We start from the raw sequence: 24585 nt of genomic DNA, 5'->3' as shown, positions 1-24585 counted from the left end.
ATGAATCGGCGCCCCCTCCTGCTGGCCACGGCCGGCGGGCTCTTCCTTCCCGGCATCCTGCGGGCGCAGGACGCCGCGGGGATCGGCACGGCGGCCCGGCCCTGCCGCGTCGGCGTCACCAGCGGTGTCCACGCCCAGGTGCTGGAGCAGGTGCGCGACGTTCTGGCCCGCGACAACTTCGTGGTGCGGATCACCGAGTTCGGCGACTTCATCCAGCCGAACGTGGCCCTGGCGGGCGGCGATATCGACGCCAACACCTATCAGCACCAGCCCTTCCTCGACGCGCAGAAGGCGCAGCGCGGCTACGACTTCGTGCCGGTGGGCAAGACCGTGCTGACCGTGATGGCGGTGTTCAGCCGCAAGCTGAAGTCGCTCGCCGACCTGCCGCAGGGTGGGCGCGTGGCCATCCCCAACGACCCGACCAATGGCGGCCGCGCCCTGCTGCTGCTGGCCCAGGGCGGCGCCATCAAGCTGGCCCCCGGCGTGGACTTTCGCGCCACCGTGGCGGATGTGGTGGAGAACCCGAAGCGCCTGCGCTTCGTGGAGCTGGAGGCGGCGCAGATCGCCCGCTCCCTCGACGATGTGGACGCCGCCGCCATCACCGGCAACTACGCCGTTCCCGCCGGGCTGAACCCGCTGAAGGACGGGCTGGTGAAGGAGGGCGCCGAAAGCGTCTATACCTGCCTCGTCGTGGTGCGGCGCCAGGATGCCGGTGCCGCCTGGGCCAGGAAGCTCGCCTCCGGCTACGCCGCGCCGGAAATCAAGCGCTTCGTCGAGGAGAAGTTCGGCGGCGCGGTGATCGTCGGCGCCTGAGAGCGGGTGGCGGCGTCCGGCTCCCGGCCGGCCGTCGCCCTTGCGGCCGGGCAGGACGGCACCCGGAGGGCGACATGGTGGTGTGGCAGCCGTGCCGCACCACCCGTTTCCAAGCGCATTCGCGATTCGGTCCAGGAACGAAAAAAGAACATCGGGACAGGAAACCGGCGGAAAACAGTCGGATGGCCCGATTCGGCGCCTGTCTCCGAAGCGCCATCGACGACTCGGAGATCCTTCTAGATCTTGTGGCTCCCGTTCCAGGAAGCCCGGCTGCGGTTCGTGGCCTGTTCACCCCTTCGGGCGTGGCTCAGAAATCGCTGACCCGGCCCTTGCGCTCCCAGTCGCCGTAGCGGGTCGGCTCAGGACCGGTCGGCCCGCCGATCTCGGGCGGCAGGGCGCGCTCCTCCTGCTTCCCGCCATCGGGCGGGGGGCCATCGGGCGCGGCGGCCGGCGCCGGGTCGTCCTGCTTCCGTGGGACATTCGTGGGGGAGGCGGGTTTCTCGCTCATGATCCCCCATATGAGGCGGGACAGAGCCGGGAGAAATACCCGATGAACGGGACACTGCGGACGACGGTCCTTCTGGCGGGGCTGATGGCCCTCTTCGCCGGGGTGGGCTTCCTGCTGGGCGGCAGGCAGGGGATGGTGATCGCCCTGCTCATGGCCGGCGGCATGAACCTCTGGGCCTGGTGGAACAGCGACCGGGCCGTGCTCCGCATGCACAACGCCCAGCCCATCGGTCCGGGCGCTGCGCCTCGCCTTCATGCCATGGTGCAGGAACTGGCCGGCCGCGCCGGCCTGCCCATGCCCGCCCTCTATCTGATCCACGAGGCCCAGCCCAACGCCTTCGCCACCGGCCGCGACCCGCGGAACGCCGCGGTCGCCGTCACCTCCGGCCTGCTGGAGATGATGCCGGAGGAGGAGGTGGCCGGGGTGGTGGCGCATGAGCTGGCACATATCCGCAATCGCGACACGCTGATCATGACCGTCACCGCCTGCCTCGCCGGCGCCATCGGCTTCCTGGCGCATTTCGGCGGGCTGCTCGGGGGCGGGCGGGACAACCGCAACCCGCTGGGCTTCCTTGGCGTGCTGGTGATGATCGTGGCGGCCCCGCTGATGGCCATGCTGGTGCAGATGGCCATCAGCCGCGCCCGGGAATACGAGGCCGACCGTCTCGGCGCCCGGATCGCCGGTGGGCCGCAGGGCCTGGCCAGCGCCCTGATGCGGCTGGAAGGCGCCCGCCACGCCATCCTCAACCGCTCCGCCGAGGCGCATCCCGAAAGCGCGCCCCTCTTCATCGTCAACCCGCTCTCGGGGCAGGGGATGGACAACCTCTTCTCCACCCATCCCAGCACCGAGAACCGGGTCCGCGCCCTGTTGGGCAATGGCGCCACGGCCGCGCCCCCGGTGGGCGGCATCCGGGGCGGCACCGCGCCACGCGGTCCCTGGAGCGGCGGCTCGGTGCCGCCGACCGCCGGGCGTCGCCGGGGGCCCTGGGGATAGCGCAAGGCCGGACCGGACAGGCGGAGCGCGGCCCCGGATGGCGGGGGAGGTGGCGCCTGTCCCGCGACAGGGTGCCGCCAGCCGGACGGGCTTTCCCGCCGGCCCTGCCTCATTCCCGGGCAGGCCGGCAACGCGCCGGCCGACATCACCCGCGAAACTGCCATGGCACGGTGATTGCTCCCGCTCCCCACGCTGCCGGGGTTGCTGTTGCGCTGCGATCGGGCCGAGCATGCGCGGGGGAGGATCGCCCGCCGCCCGGCCCGCCGGTCCGCGCGATGGGGTCTGCCTCGACAGCCCGAGACGGAGGCCTGCCGATGACGACCACCCGCCGTGCCCTTCTGGCCCGCAGCCTCGCGGCGCCTGCCCTGGCCTCGCTGGCCGCGGGCGGCGCGCTGTCCTTCCTCGGGCGCCCGGCCCACGCCCAGGCGGCCAGCGGCATCCTCCGTTTCGGCCTGTCCACCTTTCCGCCGAACCTGCAGCCCTGGGCGAGCGCCGGCGCCTCCGCCGGCACGGTGAAGATGCTGGTGCACCGCCGCCTGATCTCCTTCGACGACAAGGGCGGGCTGCGCGGCGAGCTGGCGGAATCCTGGGCGCATGAGGACGGCGCCTGGGTTTTCCACCTGCGCCGGGACGCGATCTTCCAGAATGGCGAACCGGTGACGGCGGAGGACGTCAAGTGGACGATCGAGCAGATCGCGGGCGAGAAATCCACCGCCTACATGCGCGCGCAGTTCCAGCAGGTGACGCGCATCGAGACGCCGGACGCGAAGACGCTGAAGCTCTATACCAAGGAGCCCATCGCCACCGTCCCGATCTGGTTCAGCAACTACAACATGGCGATCGTCTGGCGGAAATCCTCCGCCAGCGAGCCGGTCGGCGCCGGGCCTTTCCGCATCGCGGGGCAGGAGCGCGGCACCTCCATCGACCTCGTGCCCTTCGACAAGTACCCGCGCCAGGGTTTCCCGAAGCTCAAGGGCGTGAAGCTCACCGTCTATGCGGACGAGAATCTGCGTGTCGCGGCGCTGCAGTCGGGCGACGTGGACCTGATCGAATACGTGCCCTGGCAGTCGATGAGCGCCATCGAGGGCGATCCGCGCCTGAAGATGCAGACGCAGTATGGCCCCTTCATGGACATCCTGTTCAACGGCGCCAAGGGCCCCTTCGCCGATCCCCGCGTGCGCCGCGCCGTGGCCCATGCCGTGCGGCGCGAGGACATCGTGAAGGCAGCTTTCTTTGGCCGCGGCAAGGTGCTGGAGGGCGTGCCGATCGCCGAGGGTACGCCCTGGTACGACGAGACGCTGGCCCATGGCTGGAACTACGACCCGGCGCGTTCCAGGGCGCTGCTGGCCGAGGCGGGCGTGCCGGACGGCTTCCAGTCCACGCTGCTCTCCACGGCGCAGTACGGCATGCACAAGGACACGGCGGAGGTGGTGCAGCAGCATCTCGCCGCCGTCGGTATCCAGTGCGAGCTGCGCCTGCCCGACTGGTCCACCCGCGTTGCCCAGGGCATGCGCGGCCAGTACGAGATCGCCATCCATGGCGTATCCACCGACAGCAACGATCCGGACGGGCTGTCCGTGGTGATGGACACCTCGCTCTCGCCCACCCATGGCCGCTCCTACATGCTCAAGGCGCCGCGCACGGTGGAGGGGCTGGCGCGCGGCCGGGCCGAGTTCGACCAGGCCAGGCGGGCCGAGATCTACAAGGAGATGCAGCGCGCGGCGCTGGAGGAGGTGCCGCTGGTCGGCCTCGCCTGGCGCGCCCAGGGCTACGCGATGGACAAGGACGTCCAGGGCTTCACCAACCTGCCCGGCGCGCTCACCCTGCTCTCCGGCGCAACGCTGGAAGAGGTGAGCTTCGGCTGATGCTTTGGATCCTCCGTCGCGTCGGCATCTCCCTCGCCCTGGTCTGGGTGGTGGCCAGCATCGTCTTCATGGCCCTGCACCTCGTGCCGGGCGATCCGGCGGAGCTGCTGCTTTCCACCGGCGGCGTCTCGCCCGATCCGGCGGCGGTGGCGGAGCTGCGCGAGCGGCTGGGCCTCGACCTGCCGCTGATGACGCAGTACGGCAGCTTCCTCGCCGGGCTGCTGCGCGGCGACCTGGGTTCCTCCCTGGTCGATGACTACCCGGTGGCGCAGGAGATCGCGCTGCGCCTGCCGCGCACGCTGGAGCTGATCCTCGCCGGCACGCTGCTCGCCGTCGTCTTCGGCATGCCCGCCGGCACCTGGGCGGCGCTGCACCGGGGCGGCGCCTTCGACCGCATCGCCTCCGGCATCGCCGCCTTCCTGCTGGCGCTGCCGGTCTTCGTGGTCGGCACGCTGCTGGTGCTGGTCTTCGCGCAGATGCTGCGGATCATGCCGGCGGGCGGCTACGTGCCCTTCGCGCAGAGTCCTGGCCAGCACCTCATCCTGCTCACCCTGCCGGCCATCGCCATCGGCAAGGGACTGGCCGCCGTGGTCTTCCGCATGACCCGCGCCTCGGTGCTCGACGCGCTGAGCAAGGATTTCGTCCGCACCGCCCGTGCCAAGGGCCTCGGCCCCCGCCGCATCCTGGTACGCCACGTGGTGCGCAACGCGCTGACCCCGGTGCTGACCGTGCTGGCGCTGCACATGGGCTCGCTGCTCGGCGGCACGGTGCTGGTGGAATACGTCTTCAACTGGCCCGGCCTTTCCACGCCGCTGCTGCGCGCGGTGGAGGCGCGGGACTATCCCATGGTGGTCGGCATCATGCTGGTGATCTCGGCGCTGTTCCTGCTGATCAACCTGCTGACCGACCTGCTCTACGCCGCCCTCGACCCCCGCATCCGGACGGCCTGACCATGAAGAAGCTCTGGCTTCCCGGCGCGGCCGTCGCGGTCATCATCCTGCTGGCCTTCGCCGCGCCGCTGCTCGGCCTGCCCGATCCGGTGCGGCAGGACATCGCCCACCGCCTTTCCGGCCCCCTGGCCGGCAGCCCGCTGGGGCGCGACGAATTCGGCCGCGACGTGTTGTCCCGTCTGATCTGGGGGGCGCGCACCAGCCTCTCGGTTGCCTTCGCCTCCGCCATCACCGCCGGCATCCTGGGCACGCTGCTCGGCCTGGTCGGCGGCTGGTTCCGCGGGCTGGGCGAGATGCTGGCGGTGCGCAGCATGGACATCATCCTCTGCTTCCCGCCCGTGCTGCTGGCGCTGCTCGTCGTCACGCTGATGGGGCCGGGGGCAGGGACGCTGATCCTGGTCCTGTCCGTCCTCTACCTCCCCGGCTTCGCCCGCGTGACCTATGCCGAGGTCCTTTCGGCGCGCGAGCACGACTATGTGGAGGCCGTCCGCGCCCTCGGCGCTCCCACCGGCCGCATCCTGCTGCGCACCGTGCTGCCCAATGTCGCCGGGCCGATCCTGGTGCAGTTCTCGCTCGCCGTGGCCGCCGCCGTGGTGCTGGAAAGCGGCCTCTCCTTCCTGGGCCTGGGCGTGGTGCCGCCGGCGCCGTCCTGGGGCCTGATGATCCGCGGCGCGCGGGCCACGATGGAACAGGCGCCGCTGCTGCTGCTCTGGCCCTGCCTGGCGCTGACGCTGACCATCCTGGCGATGAACCTGCTCTGCGACGGGCTGCGCGACGCGGTGGACCCGCGCACCGGCGCCGGGCGGATGCGCCTGCGGGCGGTGGACCGCGTGCTGCCGGGCCTGCTGCCGCGCCGCGAGGAGGCGACGGGCGCGGTGCTGGAGGTGCAGGACCTGACCGTGGAGATCGCCACCCCGCGCGGCACGATCCGCCCGGTGGAGGGCGTCTCCTTCTCGGTGAAGCCGGGAGAGACCCTGGCGGTGGTGGGCGAGAGCGGTTCCGGCAAGTCGGTCACCGTCACGGCGGTGATGGGCCTGTTGCCGCCCGTCGCCCGCATCGCCCAGGGTGCCGCCTGGTTCGGCGAGCGCGACCTGCTGCGCCTGAAGGAGGAGGAGCTCCGCAAGCTGCGGGGCGGCCCGATGGCGATGATCTTCCAGGACCCGATGAGCAGCCTGAACCCCGTCCACCGCGTGGGCGACCAGGTGGCCGAGGCGATCCTGGCGCACCAGCCGGGGCTGGGGGGCGCCGAGGCACAGAAGCGCGCGCTGGAGCTGTTCCGCCGCGTCGGCATCGCCGATCCGGAACGGCGCATGCGCGTCTTTCCGCACGAGATGTCGGGCGGCATGCGCCAGCGCGTGATGATCGCCATGGCGCTGGCCAACCGTCCGCGCCTGCTGATCGCGGACGAGCCCACCACCGCGCTGGACGTCACGGTGCAGGCGCAGATCCTCGACCTGCTGGCCGATCTCCAGCGGGAGACGGGCATGGGCATGGTCTTCATCACCCACAGCCTGGGTGTGGTGGCCGAGATCGCCGACAGCGTGGCCGTCATGTATGCCGGGCAGGTGGTGGAGCGCGGCAGCGTCGAGGCGGTCTTCCGCGCGCCGCTGCACCCCTATACCCGCGCCCTGCTGGCGGCGGTGCCGGAGGGCGAGCACCAGCCCGCCGGCATCCCCGGCGTGGTGCCACCGCCGCATGCCTTTCCGGTCGGCTGCCGCTTCGCCCCCCGCTGCCCGCATGCCGTCGCCGCCTGCGAGGCCGGGCCGCCCCCGCTGGAGGAGGCCCGCCCCGGCCGCGGCACGCGCTGCATCCGCTGGGCCGAACTCGGCGCCCTGGAGGAACAGGCGGCATGAGCCAAGCGTCCCTTCCGCTGGTCGAGGCCGACTCCCTTTCCAAGACCTTTCCCGCCAAGGGCGTCTTCCGCCGCGGCAGGCCGGTGCAGGCGGTGCGCCAGATCCATGCTCGGATCGCGCGCGGCGAGGCGCTGGGCGTGGTGGGGGAGAGCGGCTCCGGCAAGAGCACGCTCGGCCGCATGATGCTGGGCCTGCTGCCCGCCACCTCCGGCAGCCTGCGCTTCGACGGCAAGGAGATGGAGGGCATCTCCCGCGCAGAATGGCGGCGCCTGCGCCGGCGCATGCAGATCGTCTTCCAGGACCCCTTTTCCAGCCTCGATCCGCGCCGCCGCATCGGCCCGCAGATCGCGGACGGGATGGACATCCACGGCCTCGCCTCCGGCGCGGAGCAGGCGCAGCGCGTGGGCGAGCTGCTGGCCCGCGTCGGCCTCGACCCCGCCCATGCGCAGCGCTTCCCACACGAGTTCTCCGGCGGCCAGCGCCAGCGCATCGGCATCGCCCGCGCCCTGGCCACGAAGCCCGATTTCCTGGTGGCCGACGAGCCGGTGAGCGCGCTGGACGTCTCCATCCAGGCGCAGGTGGTGCAGCTTCTCTCCGACCTGCGGCGCGACCTCGGCCTGGCGATGCTCTTCATCAGCCACGACCTGCCCGTGGTGCGGCATCTCTGCGACCGGGTGATGGTGATGTATCTCGGCCGCGTCATGGAGGAGGGGCCGGCCGGGGCCGTCTTCAGCCGCCCGGCGCACCCCTATACACGCGCCCTGCTCTCGGCCACGCCGCGCCTCGACCCGAAGCACCGGGTCAAGCGCATCCTGCTGGCTGGCGACCCGCCCAGCCCCTCCAGCCCCCCTTCCGGCTGCGTCTTCCGCACCCGCTGCGCCCATGCGGTCGCGGCCTGCGCGGGCGACGTGCCGGCGCTGCGGCCCTTTGGCTCACCAGGACAGGCGGTGGCCTGCATCCGGGCCGAGGCGCTCGCCTGACGGCGCCCCGGCGCGCGCCGGGGCGCCGTCCATCCCTAGTCAGAACTGTCCAGGAGTGCGTGAGAGTGGCCACCAAGACGACGCCCAAGGTGCATATGGGCACGCTGACCGGCGGCGAGGGGCGAGAGGCCTATGCGAAGAATCCGGTCATCCTGCTGCCCATGGGCAGCCACGAGGACCAGGGGCCGCATGCCCCGATGGGCGACTACCTCCTGGCCGAGAAGATCGCGGAACTCGCCGCACTCCGCGCCACCGAGCTCGGCACGCCCACCTATGTCGCCCCGGTCCTGCCCTTTGGCGGTGCCGACTGGTTCGCGCCGATGATCGGCGGCATCGCCATCACCCAGGCGACGCTGACCAGCGTGATCACCGACATGGTGGAGAGCCTACACCGCAACGGGCTGACGCGGATCGTCGTGATCAACGGCCATGGCGGCAATGTCGGCCCGATCGCCGAGGTGGCGCGCCGCCTCTACGAGAAGGACAGGACCATCCTGCCGAGCCTCTACCTCTGGCGCATCGGCTACGGGCTGCTTCCCGGCCTCATCGGCGCGGAGAAGGCCAGGGCGGTCTCCGGCCATGGCGCCGACCCGCTGACCAGCATCGGCCTGCACCTTTTCCCGGAGCTGATCCGTCAGGACATGGTCCCCGCCGCCGCGCCGCTGAAGAGCGACAGCGTCCTGGGCCTGCCTTTCACCGGCCTGGGCACCGCCAGCTTCGACGGCGCCGAGATCGGCATGCCCAACGCCTACGACGAGGTCTATCACGACGGCGTCGCCAAGGGTGATCCGAACCTCTCCTCCGCCGAGACCGGCGCCGCCCTGTCCGAGAAGCTGACCGACATCGTCGCCCGCTTCGCCGTCCACTTCGCCTCCCGCGTTCCGGCCTGATCGGGCCGGGGCCAGGGAGGGCTCTGCCCTCCCTGGAACCCACCCGCCAAGGGACATTGGTCCCTTGGAACCCTGTGAGCGCTCCGCGAGGAGGGGTGATGGCCGGTCGGTCGCCAGTTGGCGCAACGGTGGTCGGAGCCCCTCCTCGCGGAGCGCTCATGGCGGGGTCTCGGGGGCATACTATGCCCCTGAGCGGAGGGTCCGGGAGGCAGAGCCTCCCGGTTCCCAGGCCCAATCCAAGGCAGAGGAACGATGACGGGATACGAGCTGGTGGTCCGGGGCGGCATGGTCGCGGCCGGGGGAGAGGCGCGGCGCTGCGACGTGGGCGTGCGGGCCGGGCGGATCGCGGCGGTCGGGGAGGACCTGTCCACGGAGGGGGCGGCGGTCGTCGAGGCGGACGGGCTGCTGGTGCTGCCGGGCGGGGTGGACACGCACTGCCATATCGAGGAGCCGCAATCCGACGGCAGCATCCACGAGGAGAGTTTCACCACCGCCAGCCACTCGGCCTTCGCGGGCGGCACCACGACGCTGGTCTGCTTCACGCCGCAGTTCAAGGGCGGCGGCATCCTGGCGCAGCACCGCGCGAACCGGGAACGGGCGGCGCGCGGCATGATCGACCATGGCTTCCACCAGGTGATCACCGACCCGACGCCGGCGGTGATGGAGGCCGAGCTGCCGCAGGTGGTGGCGGACGGGGTGGGCAGCCTGAAGGCCTTCCTCACCTATGACCCGCTGCACCTGACGGATGCGGAGTTCCTGCAGGTCCTGCTCGCCGCGCGCCGGCACGGGCTGATGGTGCATGTGCATTGCGAGAACCACGACGCCATCCGCTGGCGGCAGCAGGCGCTTCTGGCGGCGGGGATGACCGCGCCGAAGTACCATGCCTGGGCGCGGCCCCCGGTGGTGGAGCGCGAGGCCACGCACCGTGCCATCGCGCTGGCGGAGCTGGTGGACCAGCCGATCCAGGTCTTCCATGTTTCCTGCGCCGAGGTGGCGGAGGAGATCGCCCGCGCCCAGGCACGAGGCCTCAAGGTCTGGGGTGAGACCTGCCCGCAATACCTGGTCCTGACCGCGGAGGACATGGACCGGCCGGGCTTCGAGGGCGCGAAGTTCATCTGCAGCCCGGCCCCGCGCCAAGCCGCCGACCACGAGGGCACCTGGGAGATGCTGCGCCGGGGCACCCTCTCGGTGGTTTCTTCCGACCATTGCGGCTTCTCCTTCGGGGGGGACCGGGGCAAGGCGAGGAACGGGCGCGACGCCTCCTTCGATGCCATTCCCAACGGCATCCCGGGCCTCGCCGCCCGTGTGCCGGTCCTCTTCTCCGAGGGCGTCTCGAAGGGGCGCATCGACCTCGCCCGCTTCGTCTCCCTCACCGCCACCGAGCCCGCGCGCATCGCCGGCCTCGCCCACCGCAAGGGCGCCATCGCCCCCGGCCTGGATGCCGACCTCGTGCTCTGGGACCCGGCGAAGGAGGTGACCATCACCAACGCCCTGATGCGGCACGCCATCGACTACACCCCCTATGAGGGGCTGGCGGTGAAGGGCTGGCCGGTCATCACCATCGCCCGGGGCGAGGTGGCGATGCGGGAAGGGGCGATGCTGGCCCGGCCCGGTTCCGGCCGCTGGCTGCCCCGCGACACCGGCGCGGTCGCCCGCCCCCTGGGGCACCTGCCGGACGGCTTCGAGGCCGCCCCGCCGCTGCCCTGACGGCCGGCCCCGGCCGGGGTGGGCCTCGCCCTTCCGGGAGCCTCCCGGAAATTTGTTCTTCCCTTCCCCGGGCGCGGCCGTGGTAGGGCTCTGGTTCCAGAGCAAGGCCCACTTGCCCGAGGGAGGGAAGCATGTCCGGTTCTCCGGCACGCGCGCATGCCGATCAGGTCCGTGCCGTCCTGCAGGACGGTGCGGCGGCGCGCTCCGTGGTGGCGGCCTCCTGGCGCCGCTCGATGACCCAGTACGGGCTGGACCCGGAAAACCACCGCGGCCCCTGGCGAATGACGGAAGCCGAGCTGCGCGAGGCGCGGGCGCGCATGGAGCCGCTGATCCAGCTCGCCCAGCCAAGCATGGACCGGCTGTTCCAGGCGGTGGGCGGGATCGGCTGCTGCGTACTGCTGACCGACCGCAACGGCGTGCCCGTGGAACGCCGCGGTGCCCCGGCGGACGACGCGCAGTTCCGCGACTGGGGCCTCTGGACCGGCACGGTCTGGAGCGAGGCGCAGGAGGGCACCAACGGCATCGGCACCTGCATCGCCGAGCAACGTGCGCTCACCATCCACCGCGACCAGCATTTCCACACCCGCAATGCCGGGCTGAGTTGCAGCACCGTGCCGATCTTCGACGAGGAAGGCCGCCTCGCCGCCGCGCTCGACGTCTCCTCCTGCCGCGCCGACCTCACCGAGGGCTTCACCGGCCTGATCGCGACCGCCACCGGAGAGGCGGCGCGCCGCATCGAGGAACGCAACTTCCGCCGCGCCTTCCCGCGTGCGCGCATCGTGCTGGCCGACGACCGTGCGCCTGGCGCGCTGCTGGCCATCGATGCGGACGACCTGGTGATCGGCGCCACGCGCGCCGCGCGCCTGGCGCTGAACATCACCCCCGAGAAGCTGCGCCAGCCTCTGCCGGCGGCCGACCTGCTGGGCTCCGGCGGCCCGGCCACGGACCTGCTGCAGGCCGAGCGCAGCGCGTTGCAGCACGCCCTGGCGCGCGCCGGCGGCAATGTTTCCGCTGCCGCCGAGGCGCTGGGCATCAGCCGCGCGACGCTGCACCGCAAACTCCGCCGCCTCGGCCTGCGCGGCGCGAACTGAGCGGGCGCCTGTCGCAGAACTGCGACAGGCCCGGGATTCCGCGCATTCCAGGCAGGTGACAGGACCGGGGCGGAAGTCCCAGCTTATCCTCGATGCGATCCGCAATGCATGACGGATCGCAACGGAGGGAAGCATGACCAAGCTCGACGCCCTGCGCGTGACGGATTCCCCGTTCAAGCGGCGCTACGGCAACTTCATTGGCGGCCAGTGGGTGGAACCCGCCAGCGGCCAGACCTTCGCCAACACCTCCCCCGTCAACGGCCGCGTCCTCTGCGAGGTCGCGCGCTCCGACGCCACCGACATCGACCGCGCGCTGGATGCCGCCCATGCGGCAAAGGATGCCTGGGGCCGCACCAGCGCCGCCGAGCGCGCCCGTCTGCTGAACGCCATCGCGCAGCGCATGGAGGACAATCTCGACCTCCTCGCCCGCGCCGAGACACTCGACAACGGCAAGCCGATCCGCGAGACCACCGCCGCCGACCTGCCGCTCGCCATCGACCATTTCCGCTACTTCGCCGGCTGCATCCGCGCGCAGGAAGGTGCGTTGAGCGAGATCGACCACGACACCGTCGCCTATCACTTCCACGAGCCGCTGGGCGTCGTCGGCCAGATCATCCCGTGGAACTTCCCGATCCTGATGGCCTGCTGGAAGCTCGCCCCCGCGCTCGCCGCCGGCAACTGCGTGGTGCTGAAGCCCGCCGAGCAGACGCCGGCCTCGATCCTCGTGCTTGCCGACCTGATCGCCGACATCCTGCCGCCCGGCGTGCTGAACATCGTCAATGGCTTCGGGCTGGAGGCCGGCAAGCCGCTGGCGCTCAGCCCGCGCATCGCCAAGATCGCCTTCACCGGCGAGACGACGACAGGCCGGCTGATCATGCAGTATGCCAGCCAGAACCTGATCCCCGTCACGCTGGAGCTCGGCGGCAAGTCGCCCAACATCTTCTTCAAGGATGTCGGCGCCGAGGACGACGACTTCCTCGACAAGGCGATCGAGGGATTCGTGATGTTCGCGCTGAACCAGGGCGAGGTCTGCACCTGCCCGTCCCGCGCGCTGATCCATGAGAGCCTCTACGACCGCTTCATGGAGAAGGCGCTGAAGCGCGTCGGGGACATCAGGCAGGGCGATCCGCTCGACCCCTCCACCATGATCGGCGCCCAGGCCTCCAGCGAGCAGCTGGAGAAGATCCTGAGCTACATCGACATCGGAAAGCAGGAAGGCGCCGAGGTGCTGATCGGCGGCGAGCGCAACGTCCTGTCCGGCGACCTCGCGGAAGGCTTCTACATGAAGCCCACCGTCTTCCATGGCCATAACCGCATGCGCGTCTTCCAGGAGGAGATCTTCGGCCCCGTCGTTTCCGTCACCACCTTCAAGGACGACGACGAGGCGCTCTCCATCGCCAACGACACGCTCTATGGCCTGGGCGCCGGCGTCTGGACGCGGGACGTGAACCGCGCCTACCGCTTCGGCCGTGCCATCCAGGCCGGGCGCGTCTGGACCAACTGCTACCACGCCTACCCGGCCCATGCGGCCTTCGGCGGGTACAAGCAATCGGGTATCGGGCGCGAGAACCATCGCATGATGCTCGACCACTACCAGCAGACCAAGAACATGCTGGTCAGCTACAGCCCGAAGAAGCTCGGCTTCTTCTGAAGGGCTGTGAGGGGCGGTGCGGGATGTCCACCCCGCGCCGCCCGGGAACCGCAGAACCCTGAACAACCCCCGAGATTGGGAGAACGTCCATGGCCAGGACCATGAAGGCGGCGGTCATCCGCGAGTTCGGCAAGCCTCTCACCATCGACGAGGTGCCCATCCCCGAGGCAGGGCCGGGGCAGATCCAGGTCGCCATACGCGCCTCCGGCGTCTGCCACACCGACCTGCACGCGGCGGAGGGCGACTGGCCGGTGAAGCCCAACCCGCCCTTCATTCCGGGGCACGAAGGCGTGGGCTATGTCTCCGCCGTCGGCGCGGGCGTGAAGAACGTCAAGGAAGGCGACCGGGTCGGCGTGCCCTGGCTCTACACCTCATGCGGCCATTGCCGGCACTGCCTGGGCGGCTGGGAGACGCTGTGCGAGGCGCAGCTCAATACCGGCTACTCGGTCAATGGCGGCTTCGCCGAATATGTCGTGGCCGACCCGAACTATGTCGGCCACCTGCCGCGCAACATCGAGTTCACCGAGATCGCGCCCGTGCTCTGCGCCGGCGTCACGGTCTACAAGGGCCTCAAGATGACGGAGGCCCGGCCGGGCGACTGGGTGGTGATCTCCGGCATCGGCGGCCTCGGCCACATGGCGGTCCAGTACGCCAAGGCCATGGGCATGCATGTCGCGGCGGTGGACATCGACGACGCGAAGCTCGACCTGGCTCGCCGCCTCGGCGCCAGCCTCACCGTGAACGCGCGGCACGAGGACCCGGCCGCGGCGGTGAAGAAGCACACCGGCGGCGGCGCCCGGGGCGTGCTGGTCACCGCCGTCTCGCCCAAGGCCTTCGAGCAGGCGCTGGGCGTGGTCGGGCGCGGCGGCACGGTGTCGCTGAACGGCCTGCCGCCGGGCGACTTCCCGCTGCCGATCTTCGACATGGTGCTGAACGGCATCACCGTGCGCGGCTCCATCGTCGGCACGCGGCTCGACCTGCAGGAATCCCTCGACTTCGCCGGCGATGGGCTGGTCAAGGCCACCGTCAGCACCGAGCCGCTGGAGAAGGTCAACGAGATCTTCGACCGGATGCACAAGGGCCAGATCGAGGGGCGCGTCGTGCTCGATCTCGCGGCATGATGGGCGGGGAGGGGGCCGCCCCCTCCCCACAACCCCGGAGGACCGTGCCCATGACCCAGGCAGACCCCAGGCCGGACCGCGTGCGCGCCACGCCCGCCGCGCTGGAGCTCCTGGCCGAGATCCAGGCGGATCACGGCCCGGTGCTGTTCCACCAGTCCGGCGGCTGCTGCGACGGTTCCTCGCCCATGTGCTACCCGCAGGGCGACTTCATCGTCAGCGAGCGCGACGTGCTGCTGGGCGAGATCGGCGGCGCACCCTTCTACATCGGCGCGGCGCAGTACGAGGCCTGGAAGCATACCGACCTGCTGATCGACGTGGTGCCCGGCCGCGGCGGCATGTTCTCGCTCGACAACGGGCGGGAGAAGCGCTTCCTCGTCCGCTCCTCCTGCACCATCCCGCCGCGCCGGGGCTGAGCGTGGCTGTTCCCGGGCGTTGCGCGTCCGGCCCGGGGGAAAGGTGCCACCTTTCCCCCGATAACCCCCTATCCGCCAGGAAACCGAGTTTCCTGGACCTTCCATTCGCTGGCTGTTGCTGGCGCCGGATCACGCCGGAGAGCATGGCTCTCCGGCGACGGCCGCTGCAAGGCTGACGGCAACCATCCGGAACCAACTCCCCGGGTCCAGGGCGCGCAGCGTCCTGGCGGAGAGGGGGTCCGGGTGGAGAGGCAGCGCCTCTCCCCCGGGGCTGGCCACGAAGCGCCACGCCGGAACACCACGGATCAGAACTGGAAGTAGACGAACTCCCGCACATTCGCCATCAGCATCATGGCGAGCAGCAGGGCCATCGCCGCCAGCCCGCCGCTGACCGGACCCGGACGGAAGCGCGGCAGGCGGGCCGGGAGGCGCGCCTCGCGCCCATCCGGGGTGCCGTCCACGATCTCCTGCGAGTTCGGTGCCGCCAGCACCAGCACGCTGCCGAGCGCCAGCACCGCCAACCCCCAGGAAAGCGAGATCAGCGCGCCGAGCCCGCCCAGGTGGTCGCGCAGCGCGGCGATCCCACCATGCCGCAGCATCTCCAGCGCCGCCAGCGTTTCCGGCTGCGCCAGCCCCCGCGCCCCCGCCATGCCGGACAGGACCGAGCCCGCCTCGGCCAGCCCGGGCGCGGCGAAGAAGACCCAGGCGAACATCACCGCCAGCAGCGTCAGCGCCCGTGCCGCCAGCGGGGACAGGCGCCGCCCCGTGCCGTTCCAGAGGTGGTTGACGACGAGGTAGCCGCCATGCAGCGCGCCCCACACCAGGAAGGTCCAGCCGGCACCGTGCCACAGCCCGCCGAGCAGCATGGTCAGCACGAGGTTGAGGTGCCGCCGCGCCGGTCCCTGCCGGTTGCCGCCGAGGGGGATGTAGACGTAGTCGCGCAGGAAGCGCGACAGCGTCATGTGCCAGCGCCGCCAGAAATCGCTGATGGAGAGCGCCTTGTAGGGCGAGTTGAAGTTGTGCGGGAAGCGGATGCCGAAGATCCGTGCCAGCCCGATGGCCATGTCGGAATAGGCCGAGAAGTCGAAATACAGGCCGAGCGAGAAGGCCAGCACCGCCATCCAGGCCTCGGCCATGCCCGGCTGCGCCGCCCCGGCGAAGACCGGCGTCGCCAGCGCGCTCACCGGATCGGCCAGCAGCATCTTTTTCACCAGCCCGGTGACGAAGAGCGCGAGTCCCGCCGCCGCGTCCTCGCTGCGGAAGCGGAAGGTCCGGGGCGCGCGGAACTGCGGGATCAGCTCGTGGTGATGCACGATCGGCCCTGCGATGAGATGCGGGAAGAAGGTGACGAAGAGCGCGTAGTCGAGCAGGCCATAGGCTTCGCTGCGGCCGCGGCCGCAATCCACCAGATAGGCGATCTGCACGAAGGTGTAGAAGGAGATGGCGAGTGGCAGCACCACCGCATCCAGAGCGAGGTTCAGCCCCGTCAGAGCGTCCAGGTTCCGCGCCAGGAAGCCCGCATACTTGTACCAGCCGAGCAGCAGCAGGTTGCCGCCGACGCCCAGCGCCACGAGCCACCGCGCCAGCCCGGGCCGGCGGTGCCGCAGCCGCAGGATGATCCGGCCGAGCGCGTGGTTGGCCAGGATCGAGAGCAGCAGCAGACCCAGGAACTCCACGCTCCACCAGCCATAGAAGACCAGCGAGGCCAGCAGCATCCACAGCCGCGCGCCCTGCATCCCGGCGAGGCGCGCGCAAAGGAAGAAGCCCGCCGCCGTGGCCGGCAGGAAGCCCAGGATGAAGACATGCGAGTTGAACAGCATGGCCGGCTACTCCGCCGATCCGCCGGCGAGGCGGCGTTCCGCCAGGCTGCGCGCCAGATGCGCCGTGAAGTCGCGGTGGTTCGGGTAGAGCAGGTGCGCCGCATCGGCGAAGCGCGCATCGGGCCAGGGCAGGGCGCGTCCGTCGATCACGCGCCGGGCATCGCCGCCCAGCGCCGCCGTCACCGCCTGCGTCCAGCTCCGCACCAGCCGGCCCTGCGGATCGTGGAGCCGGCTCCATTCCGGCTTGGCCGGCAGCGTCGCCACCACCAGCGTCACGCCCCTGTCCGCCAGCATCGCATCGAAGCCGCGCAGCGCGGCGAAACAGTCGGGATCGAGCACCGGCGCCGGCTGGTAGGAAGCGGGGCGCACCAGGATGCTGGAGCCCAGCGGGTCGGCTATCGCATCCTTGGGGGAGAGCGAGGTGCCGCGCCAGCGGGCGAGCGCCTCCCGCGCCAGGTAGAGCGGGCGGAAGCCGGTGACATAGGGCAGCCAACCCGGCACCTGGCCGGCGAGATAGGCGCGGGCGAGATCCTCGTCCACGAAGGCGGCGTCCTGCGGGCCGCAGCTCTCGAAGTCGCGCGGCGCCATCACGGAGAGTACGGTGCGCAGCTGCGGCGCGCGTTCCAGCAGCAGTCCGGTGAGGAAGGCCGTCTGGTCCACATGCAGGAAGCAGGGCGCGGCGTTGTAGGCCCGCACCCCCGGCAGCCGCCGCTCCAGCAGTCCCATGTCGAGGTTGCGCCAGGTGACGGAGGAGCCGACCGCGATCAGCGTGCGGTCCTCCAGCGGTGCGTCCCGCAGCAGGGCGAGCTTGCCGTCGATGCAGTCGGTGGCCGCCAGCGGCGGGGGCGGCAGCAGCGCCTGGTGGGCCAGCGCCATGTGCAACCCGGCCAGCGCGCCGATCCCGCCCAGGAAGAGGCCCAGGAAGGCCAGCAGGAAGCGGCGCGCCGGGCGGCCGGCATCACGTTCCGGCCAGGGCGGGTGCGCGCCCCCGCGGACGGGACGGCCAAGGGAAGGGGATGACGGGGCGTAGCTGGTGTCGGCCATGGAAGGCCTCCAGTCGAGCGCCGTGCCAGGGCGGAAAAGCCGAGGCAGACGGGAGCGATGACGGGATGGTGCTTGTTCCCAAGCCCAGAGCGATGACGGCCCCCGCGATGTCTGCCCACGGCCCCGCCTCCAGCCACGCCCGTCCCCTTCCGGAGCGGCGAATCGGCATGGGCGGCAACCTGTCGGTCGCGCGGGGAGGCGTCAGCGGTCTAGGGCGGATTCATCATCGATTCGTCTTCAATTCCAGAAAACGGTTCGGAATTGAGAATACTCTGACCGTATGAAACCGTCTCGCCCAGTCCCTTCCCAGCCTATCACATGTTTGTGATAGAAGCCTGGAAGGTGTGCGCCTCTCGCTCCTCCGGGCCGGCCGTCTCGCCGCCCTTCGCCGCGCCTACCTCCCGCGCCACCGCCAGCAGCAGCCGGCGCAGCCAGGCATGGCCGCCATCCGCCTCGAAGCGCCGATGGAAGATCATCGACAGCCGCGTGTGCTGGATCTCCACCGGCACCGGCCGCAGCACCAGCCCATGCGCCTCCGCCATGCGGTGCGCGAGGCGGGCGGACAGCGTCATCACCATCCCGGTGCGCTTCAGGATCTCTGGCACCGCCGCCAGATGGGCCACCACCGCCCCCAGGCGCCGGGGATGCCCCGCCTTGCGCAGCGGCTCGTCCAGCGCCCCGTCGCGCGATCCGTTGGGCGAGTGCAGCAGGTGCGGGAAGGCGGTGAAGCGCTCCACCGTCAGCTCCCCCTCGCAGAGCGGATGGTCGGGCCGCAGCAGCACGCAGAACTCCTCCGGCAGCAGCCGCAGCCGCGTGTAGAGGCTGGGCGGTTCCGGCAGCACGCCGATGGCCAGGTGCACCGCGCCGGCTTCCAGCAGCGCCTCGGCATTGGTGCGGTCGCCATGGCGGATCGCCAGCAGGCAGCCCGGCGCCTCGCGCGTCATCCGCTCCAGCAGCGGGGGCGCCAGGATCGCCTCGGCATATTCGCTCATCGCCACGGGAAAGACCCGCTCGGACACCGCCGGCTCGAAAGGCGCCTGCGCCGCCAGGGTCTCGCGCAGCTTCTCCAGCGTCTCCGCCACCGGCCCGGCGAGCGACATGGCCAGCGCCGTCGGCTCCACTCCGCCCGGCGCGCGCAGGAACAGCTCGTCGCCCAGCATCGTCCGCAGCCGTGCCAGGGCATTGGACACGGCCGGCTGCGACAGGTTCAGCCGCGCCGCCGCCCGGGTGACGTGCCGCTCCCGTGCCACCGCGTCGAAGACGCGCAGCAGGTTGAGGTCGAGGTTGCAGGGATCCGCTGTCATGGCCGTGACGAGGTTGGGCGCTCGGCGCCGCCAGGGGAAGGGCCCCCGCCGCCGGACAGGCCCCCCGGCCGCCCCTCCTGCCTCACACCCCCGGCGTTGCTCCGCCCCGGGCCGCCGGCCGCGGAGCGGCAGGGAGAAGCCGTTGCCCGTCACCCCAGGCCGCCAGCCCGCTCCTCCGGCGTCGCCGCGATCCCGTGCCGGCGCAGCAGGGCGGAAAAGCGCGGGCCGGCGGTCAGCAGCCCGAAGGGCACGGCGAGGGCGAGGCCCAGCAGGAAGGGCAGCCCCCAGAGCAGGGCGCCCAGGGAATGCAGGCCCAGCGCCAGCAGCAGCAGGACGCCCAGCAGCGTATGCGGCCAGAGCCGCCGCAGCGCTTCCCGCAATCGCAGCCCCCGCGCCTCGCGCCGCTGTACCCCCCAGCCGCCCTGGCGCCCGAAGGGCAGGGCGATCAGCACCAGCGCCTTGTTCAGCAGGCTGACCGGGTCGAGCAGGGTGGTGAACAGGATCTCCGCCCCCGCCCCCCGCAGCACGGCGCCCCGCCCCCCATAGGGCGCCGCCCGGCCCGGCCGGAGCAGCAGCTCGGCATAGCCCATCAGCTTCGGCGCATAGGTGCAGAGCCAGGTCGCCCCCAGCAGCAGGGCCAGCGCCGCCCGGGGCGTGGCCTCGCCGCCGCCGGCCGCCACATTGCCCACCGCCGCCACGGCCAGCAGCACCCAGAGAGGCGCCCCGGCGAAGAGCAGGATCGCCTGCAGCAGCTGCCACCGCCCCATGGCCCGCAAGCCGGGGCGGAGGAGCAGGCGCCAGTACTGCATGTTCCCCTCGCCCCAGCGGCTGTCGCGCGCCAGGAAATCCGGCAGGGTCGGCGGATTGCCTTCCAGGCTGCCTTCCTCCACCGGCAGGCACCGCACCTTCCACCCGGCGGCCTGGAGCTGCACCGCCTCCACCTGATCGTGCGACAGGACGGGCCGTCCGTCGGGCAAGGGCGCCAGCCGGGCATGGGCGCGGAAGGGCGCGATCCGCAGCACGGCATTGTGCCCCCAGTAGGGGCCCTCATCCCCCTGCCACCAGGCCTGCCCCGTGGCCCATGCCCGCATCCCCGCCCGCATCCCGAACTGGAACAGCCGGGGAAAGGCCGATTCCGCCGGACGACCGACGATCAGCGGCTGCACGATGGCCAGCCGCGGATCGGCCTCCATGCAGCCGACCAGCCGCAGCACCGCCGGGGCGGTCATCCCGGAATCCGCGTCCAGGCAAAGAAACAGGTCCAGCCCCCCGGCATGGCGGTCCAGGAACTCCATCACGTTCCCGGCCTTGAAGCCGGTATTCTCCCGCCGCCGCCGGTAATGCGCCCGCCCGGGAAAGCGCAGCGCCAGAGCCGCCACGCCCGCCGCCTCCCGCGCCGCCAGCGCATCGTCGCGCGTGTCGGAGAGCAGCCAGAAGGTGAAGCTCCCGCCCGCCCCGGTGGCCTCCAGCCCGGCCAGCAGCCGTTCCACTGGCGGCAGCACAGCCTCCACCGGCTCGTCCCGCACGCAGCAGAGGATGCCTGTCCTGAGTCCGGGCGGTGCCAGGGGCGTATGGACCGGCGCCACACGGAGCTGCGGCATCACCGCCGCCGCCGGATCGCGCGACCCCAGCAGCAAGGCGCCCCCGATCGCCCCGTTCACCGCGCTGAGCGCCGCCCAGGGGAGCAGCCCGAGGAAGGCGGCGAAGCCCAGGATCTCCCACCCCGTCCAGCCGCCTGGCGCCATCGTCCGCCAGGCCAGCCAGGCCAGCAGCAGCCCGGTCAGGGCGCAGAACAGCCCGAAGCAGAGGCGCCGGAATCGGGGGGAGGGTCGCAGCGTTTCGGTCGGCACGCCCCCTCCTGGCGCAGCCGTTTCTCCCTGGCCAGCCGGCATCGCGGAGGTCATCCCGGCCGGGCGCGTTATTCAGGCGGTGCGTTGCGTCCAGTCCCCGGGGGAGAGGCTCTGCCTCTCCCGCCGGACCCCCTCTCCGCCGGGGACCGAAGCCGGTCCCCGGGCTTGCGTTGGCTCTGCGTGGTGGCCGTCAGCCTGCGGCTCGATCCCTGGGAGCAGGTGGCGACGCGGGTCTCCCGAAAAGGAGAAGAGATCGTGTCCGCGCTGGTGACATCGGCAGTTCGCCGGAGAGCGATGCTCTCCGGCGCGATCCGGCATCAGCGGGCGCCAACGAACGGGAGGTCCAGGACCCTTAGGGTCCTGGCGGATAGGGGGTCCGGGGGAAAGGCAGCGCCTTTCACCCGGGAAGGCGCAACGCCCGCACCCATGACGAGCAACCGGCGAAGATCGCCGTTTCAGGCGGCGCGGGGCTGGGCCGGGGCGAGGCCGCGCAGCAGGTCCCGGTCGCCGATCAGGGCCGCGAGGCTCCGCATCTCGGTCAGGATGGCCGGCAGCAGCCTCTGGCCCTCGGGATAGGACAGGTCGGGCACCAGCAGGCTGATGGCGATAGCTTCCTCCCGCGCCGGGTCGAGCACGGCGAAGGCCAGGCTTTCCATCCGCTCCTCCGGCCTCGGCAGGCGCACGAAGCTTTCCCGCCGTGCCGCCTCCAGGGTCCGGGCCACCGCCTCCGCCCCGGGTTGCGGCGGCACCTGGGCCAGCAGGGCTGGCAGGGCGGCCCCGGGCAGCCGTGCCAGCAGCGCCAGCCCGGCCGCGTCATCCCAGGCAGCGGCGCGTCCGGGCGCCGGGGGCACCGGCAGGCCGTCCTTCATCCGCAGCAGCCGCACCACCTCCGCCCCGTCCAGCAGGCTGACCTCGCCGCTCATCCGCCCGAGCCGCGACAGGCGCAGCAGCACCGCCTGCGCCTCCCGCCACTGGATGGAGCCGTTCCGCAGGACCTGCCCCAGTTCGAGATGCAGCAGCCCTGGGCGGTAGCGGCGGGAACCGGGCACGGCATCGATGAAGCCGGCCTCCCGCATCGCGCGCAGCACGCGGGAGGCATTGCTCTTCGGTAGGTGCAGCAGGTCCGCCACCTCGGAGGTGGTCAGTTCCGGATGGGCCGGCGAGAAGCAGCGCAGCACCGCGGCGGCGGTGTTCAGCATCGACATGGCGGTTCAGACCTCAGCGCGCCGGGCCCCGGAGGCCGGGCAGGCCCGGGACGGGGTGGCGCGATCGAACGGGGGGCCGGGGCGCGGAAGCCAGGGCGACGGAACCGGTCCGCCGGCGCGGGCGGCACGGCGGAAGGGCAGGGGCCGAGGCCGGACGGCCAGGGCGACGGAATGCTGAAACAGAAGACGAACGGCGAAACTTACCTTCATGAGTGAATGTCAGGAGGTTACAGCGCCTCCTATCCGGCGGCTACCCCCCGTCCAGCAGCCCGTCCAGCAGATCCCGCAGCAGCCCGGCCCCCTGTTCCAGCCCGTCCAGCTTCAGCGGCCGGCCCGCGGCGGCCCCCAGGGCCGGGGAACCCTGCGCGGCACCGGGCAGGGTGCCAGGGGAGGTCCCGGCGACGGGCGGAGAGGCGGGGCCGCTCCGGTCCTGTGCCAGTTCCCGGGCCGAGAGCCTGCCATCCCCGTCATAATCCAGGCTGCCCACCATCACGCGGGCGGCAGCCAGGCCGCCCAGCAACGGCCCGCCCACGGAGATCAGGTCGTCATCCCCCGCCGTGCCCGCCCGCACGGCGATCATCCAGCCCAGGCCACGCGCGATGCGGGCGATCTCCGCCGGGCCGAGCAGCCGGTCGCCCGACACGTCCGCCGCCGCGACCACCGCCTCCGCGCAGGCCAGGGCGGTGGCGCCGGGCACGCAGCCCGCCTCCATCCGTTCCACCGCCCCCAGCACGGCGGCCCCTTCGCCATGCCGCAGCATCCAGGCCAGGGGCGGCGGCTCGCAGCGGCGCCAGGCGGTCACCGGGACATCGCCGGGCAGGTTCGCGTCCAGCGTCTTGGCATCGGGCTCCGCCGTTTCCAGCCCGGCATCGCGGGCGCGCAGCAGCAGGCGCGGGGCTTCCACCCCCTCGGAGGTGCCGAGCAGCCAGCCGGGGATGTCGCGCAGCGCGGTGAAGCGGTCGAGCCGCGAGGGTTCCTTGCCGATCCGGGCGGCGGAGCGGGCGGTCAGCGCCAGCATCGCCTCCGGCGCCTCGCAGGAACCGGCGAACCAGTTGCCGCGCAGCGTCACGGGGATGGCGTGGGGCGCCTGGGCGGCGGCGGGCATGGCGGCCAGCAGCAGCACGGGCAAAGCCAGGGCCGCCATCCAGCCGGAAGGAACGGGACCGGACCGCAGGGTGCCGGATCGCAGGGGAGGGGACTTCATCGCAGGGCGAGTTCCTGGCCGGAGCACAGATCGATGGCATCGCGGCGGATCTCGGTCCCGTCCCGCAGCACGGCCAGCAGGCGCGCGGCGCAGGCGCCGGGCTCCGGCGGCGCCAGGTCCAGCGTCTCGCCCACCCCCAGCACGTTGCGGCCCAGGCGGTCCGGCCCCCGTTCGGGTTCTCCGGCCGCATCCTCCTTCCGGGGCGCATCGACGTAGAGCTGCACCACCGGCACCCGCGCGGCGTTGCGCAGGCGCAGGCTGCCCGGGCGCGGCGGCGGCGGTTCCGCCAGCCCGGCATCCAGCCGCGCGGCCACGGTCCAGCCGGGGCGGAAGACGATCAGCGTCTCGGCGCAGAGATCCACCTCCCGCCGCTCCTCCGCCGCGCCATTGGGGAAGACGATGCGCATGTCGGCGGTGCAGTCCACCGCGATGTCCAGCCGCCGCCGGCCGCCGCGCTCCAGCGGCGTTTCCAGCCGGTCGGGGCCCCATTCGTCCTTGTCGGTGCCGGAGATGTAGAGTTCCGCCACCGGCGCGTCGTGCCGGTTCAGGAAGCTCAGCGGGATCTCCGGCGGGTGCGGCACGCCGCTGCCGTCGAAGACCAGGTTCCGCACCGAGCACGCATCCACCCCGCGCTTCTCCTCCGCCTCGTCATCCTCATAGACGGCCCGCAGGTCCACGCGGCAGTCGGGCACGCGCAGCGTCAGGCGGAAGGTTTCCCCATCCCCTACGGGCTCCTCGCCCAGCCGGTCCACGCCCCAATTCTGGGTGCCACTCTGGGAGCCACTCTGGGTGCCATTCTGGTCGCGCTGCCGCCCGGCGGGCAGGGCATAGAGCTCCCGCAGCGCCTGGCCGGAACGGTTCTCGATCAGCAGCGACCGCTTCGGCACCGCGGGATCGCCGAAGACCAGCCGCGGGTTGCGGCACAGGTCCTGCCGCGCCCGCTTCTCCTCCGAGTCGTCGGCGAAGACCGCCGTCACGTCGAAGACGCATTCCCGCCCCCGGCCGAGGCGCAGCCGCGTGCTGGCGTCCGGGCCGAGCATCTCGTTGCCCAGCCGGTCCGCCCCGCGCTCCGCGGCGCCCTCCGGCCGCAGGTACAGTTCCCGCAGCGGCATGTCGGTGGCGTTCTGCACCACCGCCTCGCGCTCCGCCGCGCGGGCCGGAGCCTGTGGCTGGCGCGGCGGCGTCGCGGCCCATGCCCCCGGACCGGCGGGCAGGAAGGCTGCGATGCCGGCCAGCAGGGAGAGGGCCAGAAGGCCCACCGCCCCCGGTACGCATGCCCGCATCCACAATCCCCCGAATCCAGAGACCCAAGATTCACAACCA

General features: G+C 71.9%; 20 protein-coding genes. 12 read left to right on the top strand and 8 right to left on the bottom strand.

Going from position 1 to position 24585, the window contains the following annotated elements; translation table 11 throughout:
* The gene (locus BT98_RS0113050) at positions 1–813 is read left to right on the top strand and encodes a MetQ/NlpA family ABC transporter substrate-binding protein (protein WP_019460184.1); all 813 of its coding nucleotides are present in this window, start codon (positions 1–3) and stop codon (positions 811–813) included.
* Between the two features lie 307 nt (positions 814–1120).
* Here the strand turns inward: BT98_RS0113050 and BT98_RS0113045 are convergent, their stop codons facing one another.
* Entirely contained in the window at positions 1121–1321 is a 201-nt protein-coding gene (locus BT98_RS0113045; RefSeq protein WP_027297237.1) for a DUF1674 domain-containing protein, read from the bottom strand.
* A 42-nt stretch (positions 1322–1363) separates the two neighbouring features.
* On the opposite strand from BT98_RS0113045, the gene htpX reads away from it, so the two are divergent.
* From htpX to BT98_RS0112990, 11 genes are all read left to right on the top strand, one after another.
* Positions 1364–2314 (top strand): zinc metalloprotease HtpX, encoded by a 951-nt coding sequence (htpX, locus tag BT98_RS0113040; protein ID WP_019460186.1) that lies wholly within the window; start codon positions 1364–1366, stop codon positions 2312–2314.
* 314 nt (positions 2315–2628) lie between these two features.
* Positions 2629–4179: an ABC transporter substrate-binding protein gene (locus BT98_RS0113035; protein ID WP_019460187.1), complete on the top strand. Its 1551-nt coding sequence runs from the start codon at positions 2629–2631 to the stop codon at positions 4177–4179.
* On the top strand, positions 4179–5129 hold the full coding sequence (locus tag BT98_RS0113030) for an ABC transporter permease (RefSeq protein ID WP_019460188.1): 951 nt from the start codon (positions 4179–4181) through the stop codon (positions 5127–5129). The genes BT98_RS0113035 and BT98_RS0113030 overlap by 1 nt, the downstream gene beginning before the upstream one ends.
* A 2-nt stretch (positions 5130–5131) precedes the next feature.
* Positions 5132–6982, top strand: a complete 1851-nt coding sequence (locus BT98_RS0113025) for a dipeptide/oligopeptide/nickel ABC transporter permease/ATP-binding protein (protein ID WP_019460189.1) — start codon at positions 5132–5134, stop codon at positions 6980–6982.
* A complete protein-coding gene (locus BT98_RS0113020) occupies positions 6979–7962 on the top strand; it encodes an ABC transporter ATP-binding protein (protein ID WP_019460190.1) in 984 nt (327 codons plus the stop codon). Before BT98_RS0113025 ends, BT98_RS0113020 begins: the two co-directional genes overlap by 4 nt.
* Before the next feature lie 65 nt (positions 7963–8027).
* Positions 8028–8852 carry a creatininase family protein gene (locus tag BT98_RS0113015; protein ID WP_019460191.1) on the top strand — a complete coding sequence of 275 codons (825 nt, stop codon included), beginning with the start codon at positions 8028–8030 and terminating at the stop codon, positions 8850–8852.
* A gap of 252 nt (positions 8853–9104) precedes the next feature.
* Positions 9105–10559: a dihydropyrimidinase gene (hydA, locus tag BT98_RS0113010; protein WP_019460192.1), complete on the top strand. Its 1455-nt coding sequence runs from the start codon at positions 9105–9107 to the stop codon at positions 10557–10559.
* 131 nt (positions 10560–10690) lie between these two features.
* The gene (locus BT98_RS0113005; RefSeq protein WP_019460193.1) at positions 10691–11650 is read left to right on the top strand and encodes a GAF domain-containing protein; all 960 of its coding nucleotides are present in this window, start codon (positions 10691–10693) and stop codon (positions 11648–11650) included.
* Positions 11651–11783: 133 nt separating this feature from the next.
* Positions 11784–13301 (top strand): aldehyde dehydrogenase, encoded by a 1518-nt coding sequence (adh, locus tag BT98_RS0113000; RefSeq protein WP_019460194.1) that lies wholly within the window; start codon positions 11784–11786, stop codon positions 13299–13301.
* Between the two features lie 89 nt (positions 13302–13390).
* Positions 13391–14422 (top strand): alcohol dehydrogenase AdhP, encoded by a 1032-nt coding sequence (adhP, locus tag BT98_RS0112995; protein ID WP_019460195.1) that lies wholly within the window; start codon positions 13391–13393, stop codon positions 14420–14422.
* A 50-nt stretch (positions 14423–14472) separates the two neighbouring features.
* On the top strand, positions 14473–14835 hold the full coding sequence (locus BT98_RS0112990; protein WP_019460196.1) for a DUF779 domain-containing protein: 363 nt from the start codon (positions 14473–14475) through the stop codon (positions 14833–14835).
* Positions 14836–15140: 305 nt separating this feature from the next.
* Here the strand turns inward: BT98_RS0112990 and BT98_RS0112985 are convergent, their stop codons facing one another.
* From BT98_RS0112985 to BT98_RS0112955, 7 genes are all read right to left on the bottom strand, one after another.
* Entirely contained in the window at positions 15141–16655 is a 1515-nt protein-coding gene (locus BT98_RS0112985) for an MBOAT family O-acyltransferase (protein WP_019460197.1), read from the bottom strand.
* A gap of 6 nt (positions 16656–16661) precedes the next feature.
* Positions 16662–17699 (bottom strand): hypothetical protein, encoded by a 1038-nt coding sequence (locus BT98_RS0112980; protein ID WP_019460198.1) that lies wholly within the window; start codon positions 17697–17699, stop codon positions 16662–16664.
* Between the two features lie 314 nt (positions 17700–18013).
* Complete coding sequence (locus BT98_RS28425) at positions 18014–19003, bottom strand: LysR family transcriptional regulator (protein WP_019460199.1); 990 nt, start codon at positions 19001–19003, stop codon at positions 18014–18016.
* 149 nt (positions 19004–19152) lie between these two features.
* Complete coding sequence (mdoH, locus tag BT98_RS0112970) at positions 19153–20853, bottom strand: glucans biosynthesis glucosyltransferase MdoH (RefSeq protein ID WP_019460200.1); 1701 nt, start codon at positions 20851–20853, stop codon at positions 19153–19155.
* Between the two features lie 455 nt (positions 20854–21308).
* Positions 21309–22058 carry a helix-turn-helix domain-containing protein gene (locus BT98_RS26155; protein ID WP_019462297.1) on the bottom strand — a complete coding sequence of 250 codons (750 nt, stop codon included), beginning with the start codon at positions 22056–22058 and terminating at the stop codon, positions 21309–21311.
* Between the two features lie 250 nt (positions 22059–22308).
* Positions 22309–23262, bottom strand: coding sequence for a hypothetical protein (locus tag BT98_RS0112960; RefSeq protein WP_019462296.1), 954 nt, complete (start codon positions 23260–23262; stop codon positions 22309–22311).
* A complete protein-coding gene (locus BT98_RS0112955) occupies positions 23259–24545 on the bottom strand; it encodes a hypothetical protein (protein ID WP_147292452.1) in 1287 nt (428 codons plus the stop codon). The genes BT98_RS0112960 and BT98_RS0112955 overlap by 4 nt, the downstream gene beginning before the upstream one ends.
* Positions 24546–24585 lie beyond the last annotated feature (40 nt).

It is taken from the genome of Roseomonas mucosa ATCC BAA-692 (genome assembly GCF_000622225.1).
GTDB lineage: Bacteria > Pseudomonadota > Alphaproteobacteria > Acetobacterales > Acetobacteraceae > Roseomonas > Roseomonas mucosa.
This window is presented reverse-complemented; position numbering and strand designations above follow the sequence as displayed.

What these genes read in the sequence shown, in the direction of transcription:
- BT98_RS0113050 (WP_019460184.1), top strand. Translation starts at nt 1, where the DNA reads ATGAATCGGCGCCCCCTCCTGCTGGCCACGGCCGGCGGGCTCTTCCTT.
- BT98_RS0113045 (WP_027297237.1), bottom strand. Translation starts at nt 1,321, where the DNA reads ATGAGCGAGAAACCCGCCTCCCCCACGAATGTCCCACGGAAGCAGGAC.
- htpX (WP_019460186.1), top strand. Translation starts at nt 1,364, where the DNA reads ATGAACGGGACACTGCGGACGACGGTCCTTCTGGCGGGGCTGATGGCC.
- BT98_RS0113035 (WP_019460187.1), top strand. Translation starts at nt 2,629, where the DNA reads ATGACGACCACCCGCCGTGCCCTTCTGGCCCGCAGCCTCGCGGCGCCT.
- BT98_RS0113030 (WP_019460188.1), top strand. Translation starts at nt 4,179, where the DNA reads ATGCTTTGGATCCTCCGTCGCGTCGGCATCTCCCTCGCCCTGGTCTGG.
- BT98_RS0113025 (WP_019460189.1), top strand. Translation starts at nt 5,132, where the DNA reads ATGAAGAAGCTCTGGCTTCCCGGCGCGGCCGTCGCGGTCATCATCCTG.
- BT98_RS0113020 (WP_019460190.1), top strand. Translation starts at nt 6,979, where the DNA reads ATGAGCCAAGCGTCCCTTCCGCTGGTCGAGGCCGACTCCCTTTCCAAG.
- hydA (WP_019460192.1), top strand. Translation starts at nt 9,105, where the DNA reads ATGACGGGATACGAGCTGGTGGTCCGGGGCGGCATGGTCGCGGCCGGG.
- BT98_RS0113005 (WP_019460193.1), top strand. Translation starts at nt 10,691, where the DNA reads ATGTCCGGTTCTCCGGCACGCGCGCATGCCGATCAGGTCCGTGCCGTC.
- adh (WP_019460194.1), top strand. Translation starts at nt 11,784, where the DNA reads ATGACCAAGCTCGACGCCCTGCGCGTGACGGATTCCCCGTTCAAGCGG.
- adhP (WP_019460195.1), top strand. Translation starts at nt 13,391, where the DNA reads ATGGCCAGGACCATGAAGGCGGCGGTCATCCGCGAGTTCGGCAAGCCT.
- BT98_RS0112990 (WP_019460196.1), top strand. Translation starts at nt 14,473, where the DNA reads ATGACCCAGGCAGACCCCAGGCCGGACCGCGTGCGCGCCACGCCCGCC.
- BT98_RS0112985 (WP_019460197.1), bottom strand. Translation starts at nt 16,655, where the DNA reads ATGCTGTTCAACTCGCATGTCTTCATCCTGGGCTTCCTGCCGGCCACG.
- BT98_RS0112980 (WP_019460198.1), bottom strand. Translation starts at nt 17,699, where the DNA reads ATGGCCGACACCAGCTACGCCCCGTCATCCCCTTCCCTTGGCCGTCCC.
- BT98_RS28425 (WP_019460199.1), bottom strand. Translation starts at nt 19,003, where the DNA reads ATGACAGCGGATCCCTGCAACCTCGACCTCAACCTGCTGCGCGTCTTC.
- BT98_RS26155 (WP_019462297.1), bottom strand. Translation starts at nt 22,058, where the DNA reads ATGTCGATGCTGAACACCGCCGCCGCGGTGCTGCGCTGCTTCTCGCCG.
- BT98_RS0112960 (WP_019462296.1), bottom strand. Translation starts at nt 23,262, where the DNA reads ATGAAGTCCCCTCCCCTGCGATCCGGCACCCTGCGGTCCGGTCCCGTT.
- BT98_RS0112955 (WP_147292452.1), bottom strand. Translation starts at nt 24,545, where the DNA reads ATGCGGGCATGCGTACCGGGGGCGGTGGGCCTTCTGGCCCTCTCCCTG.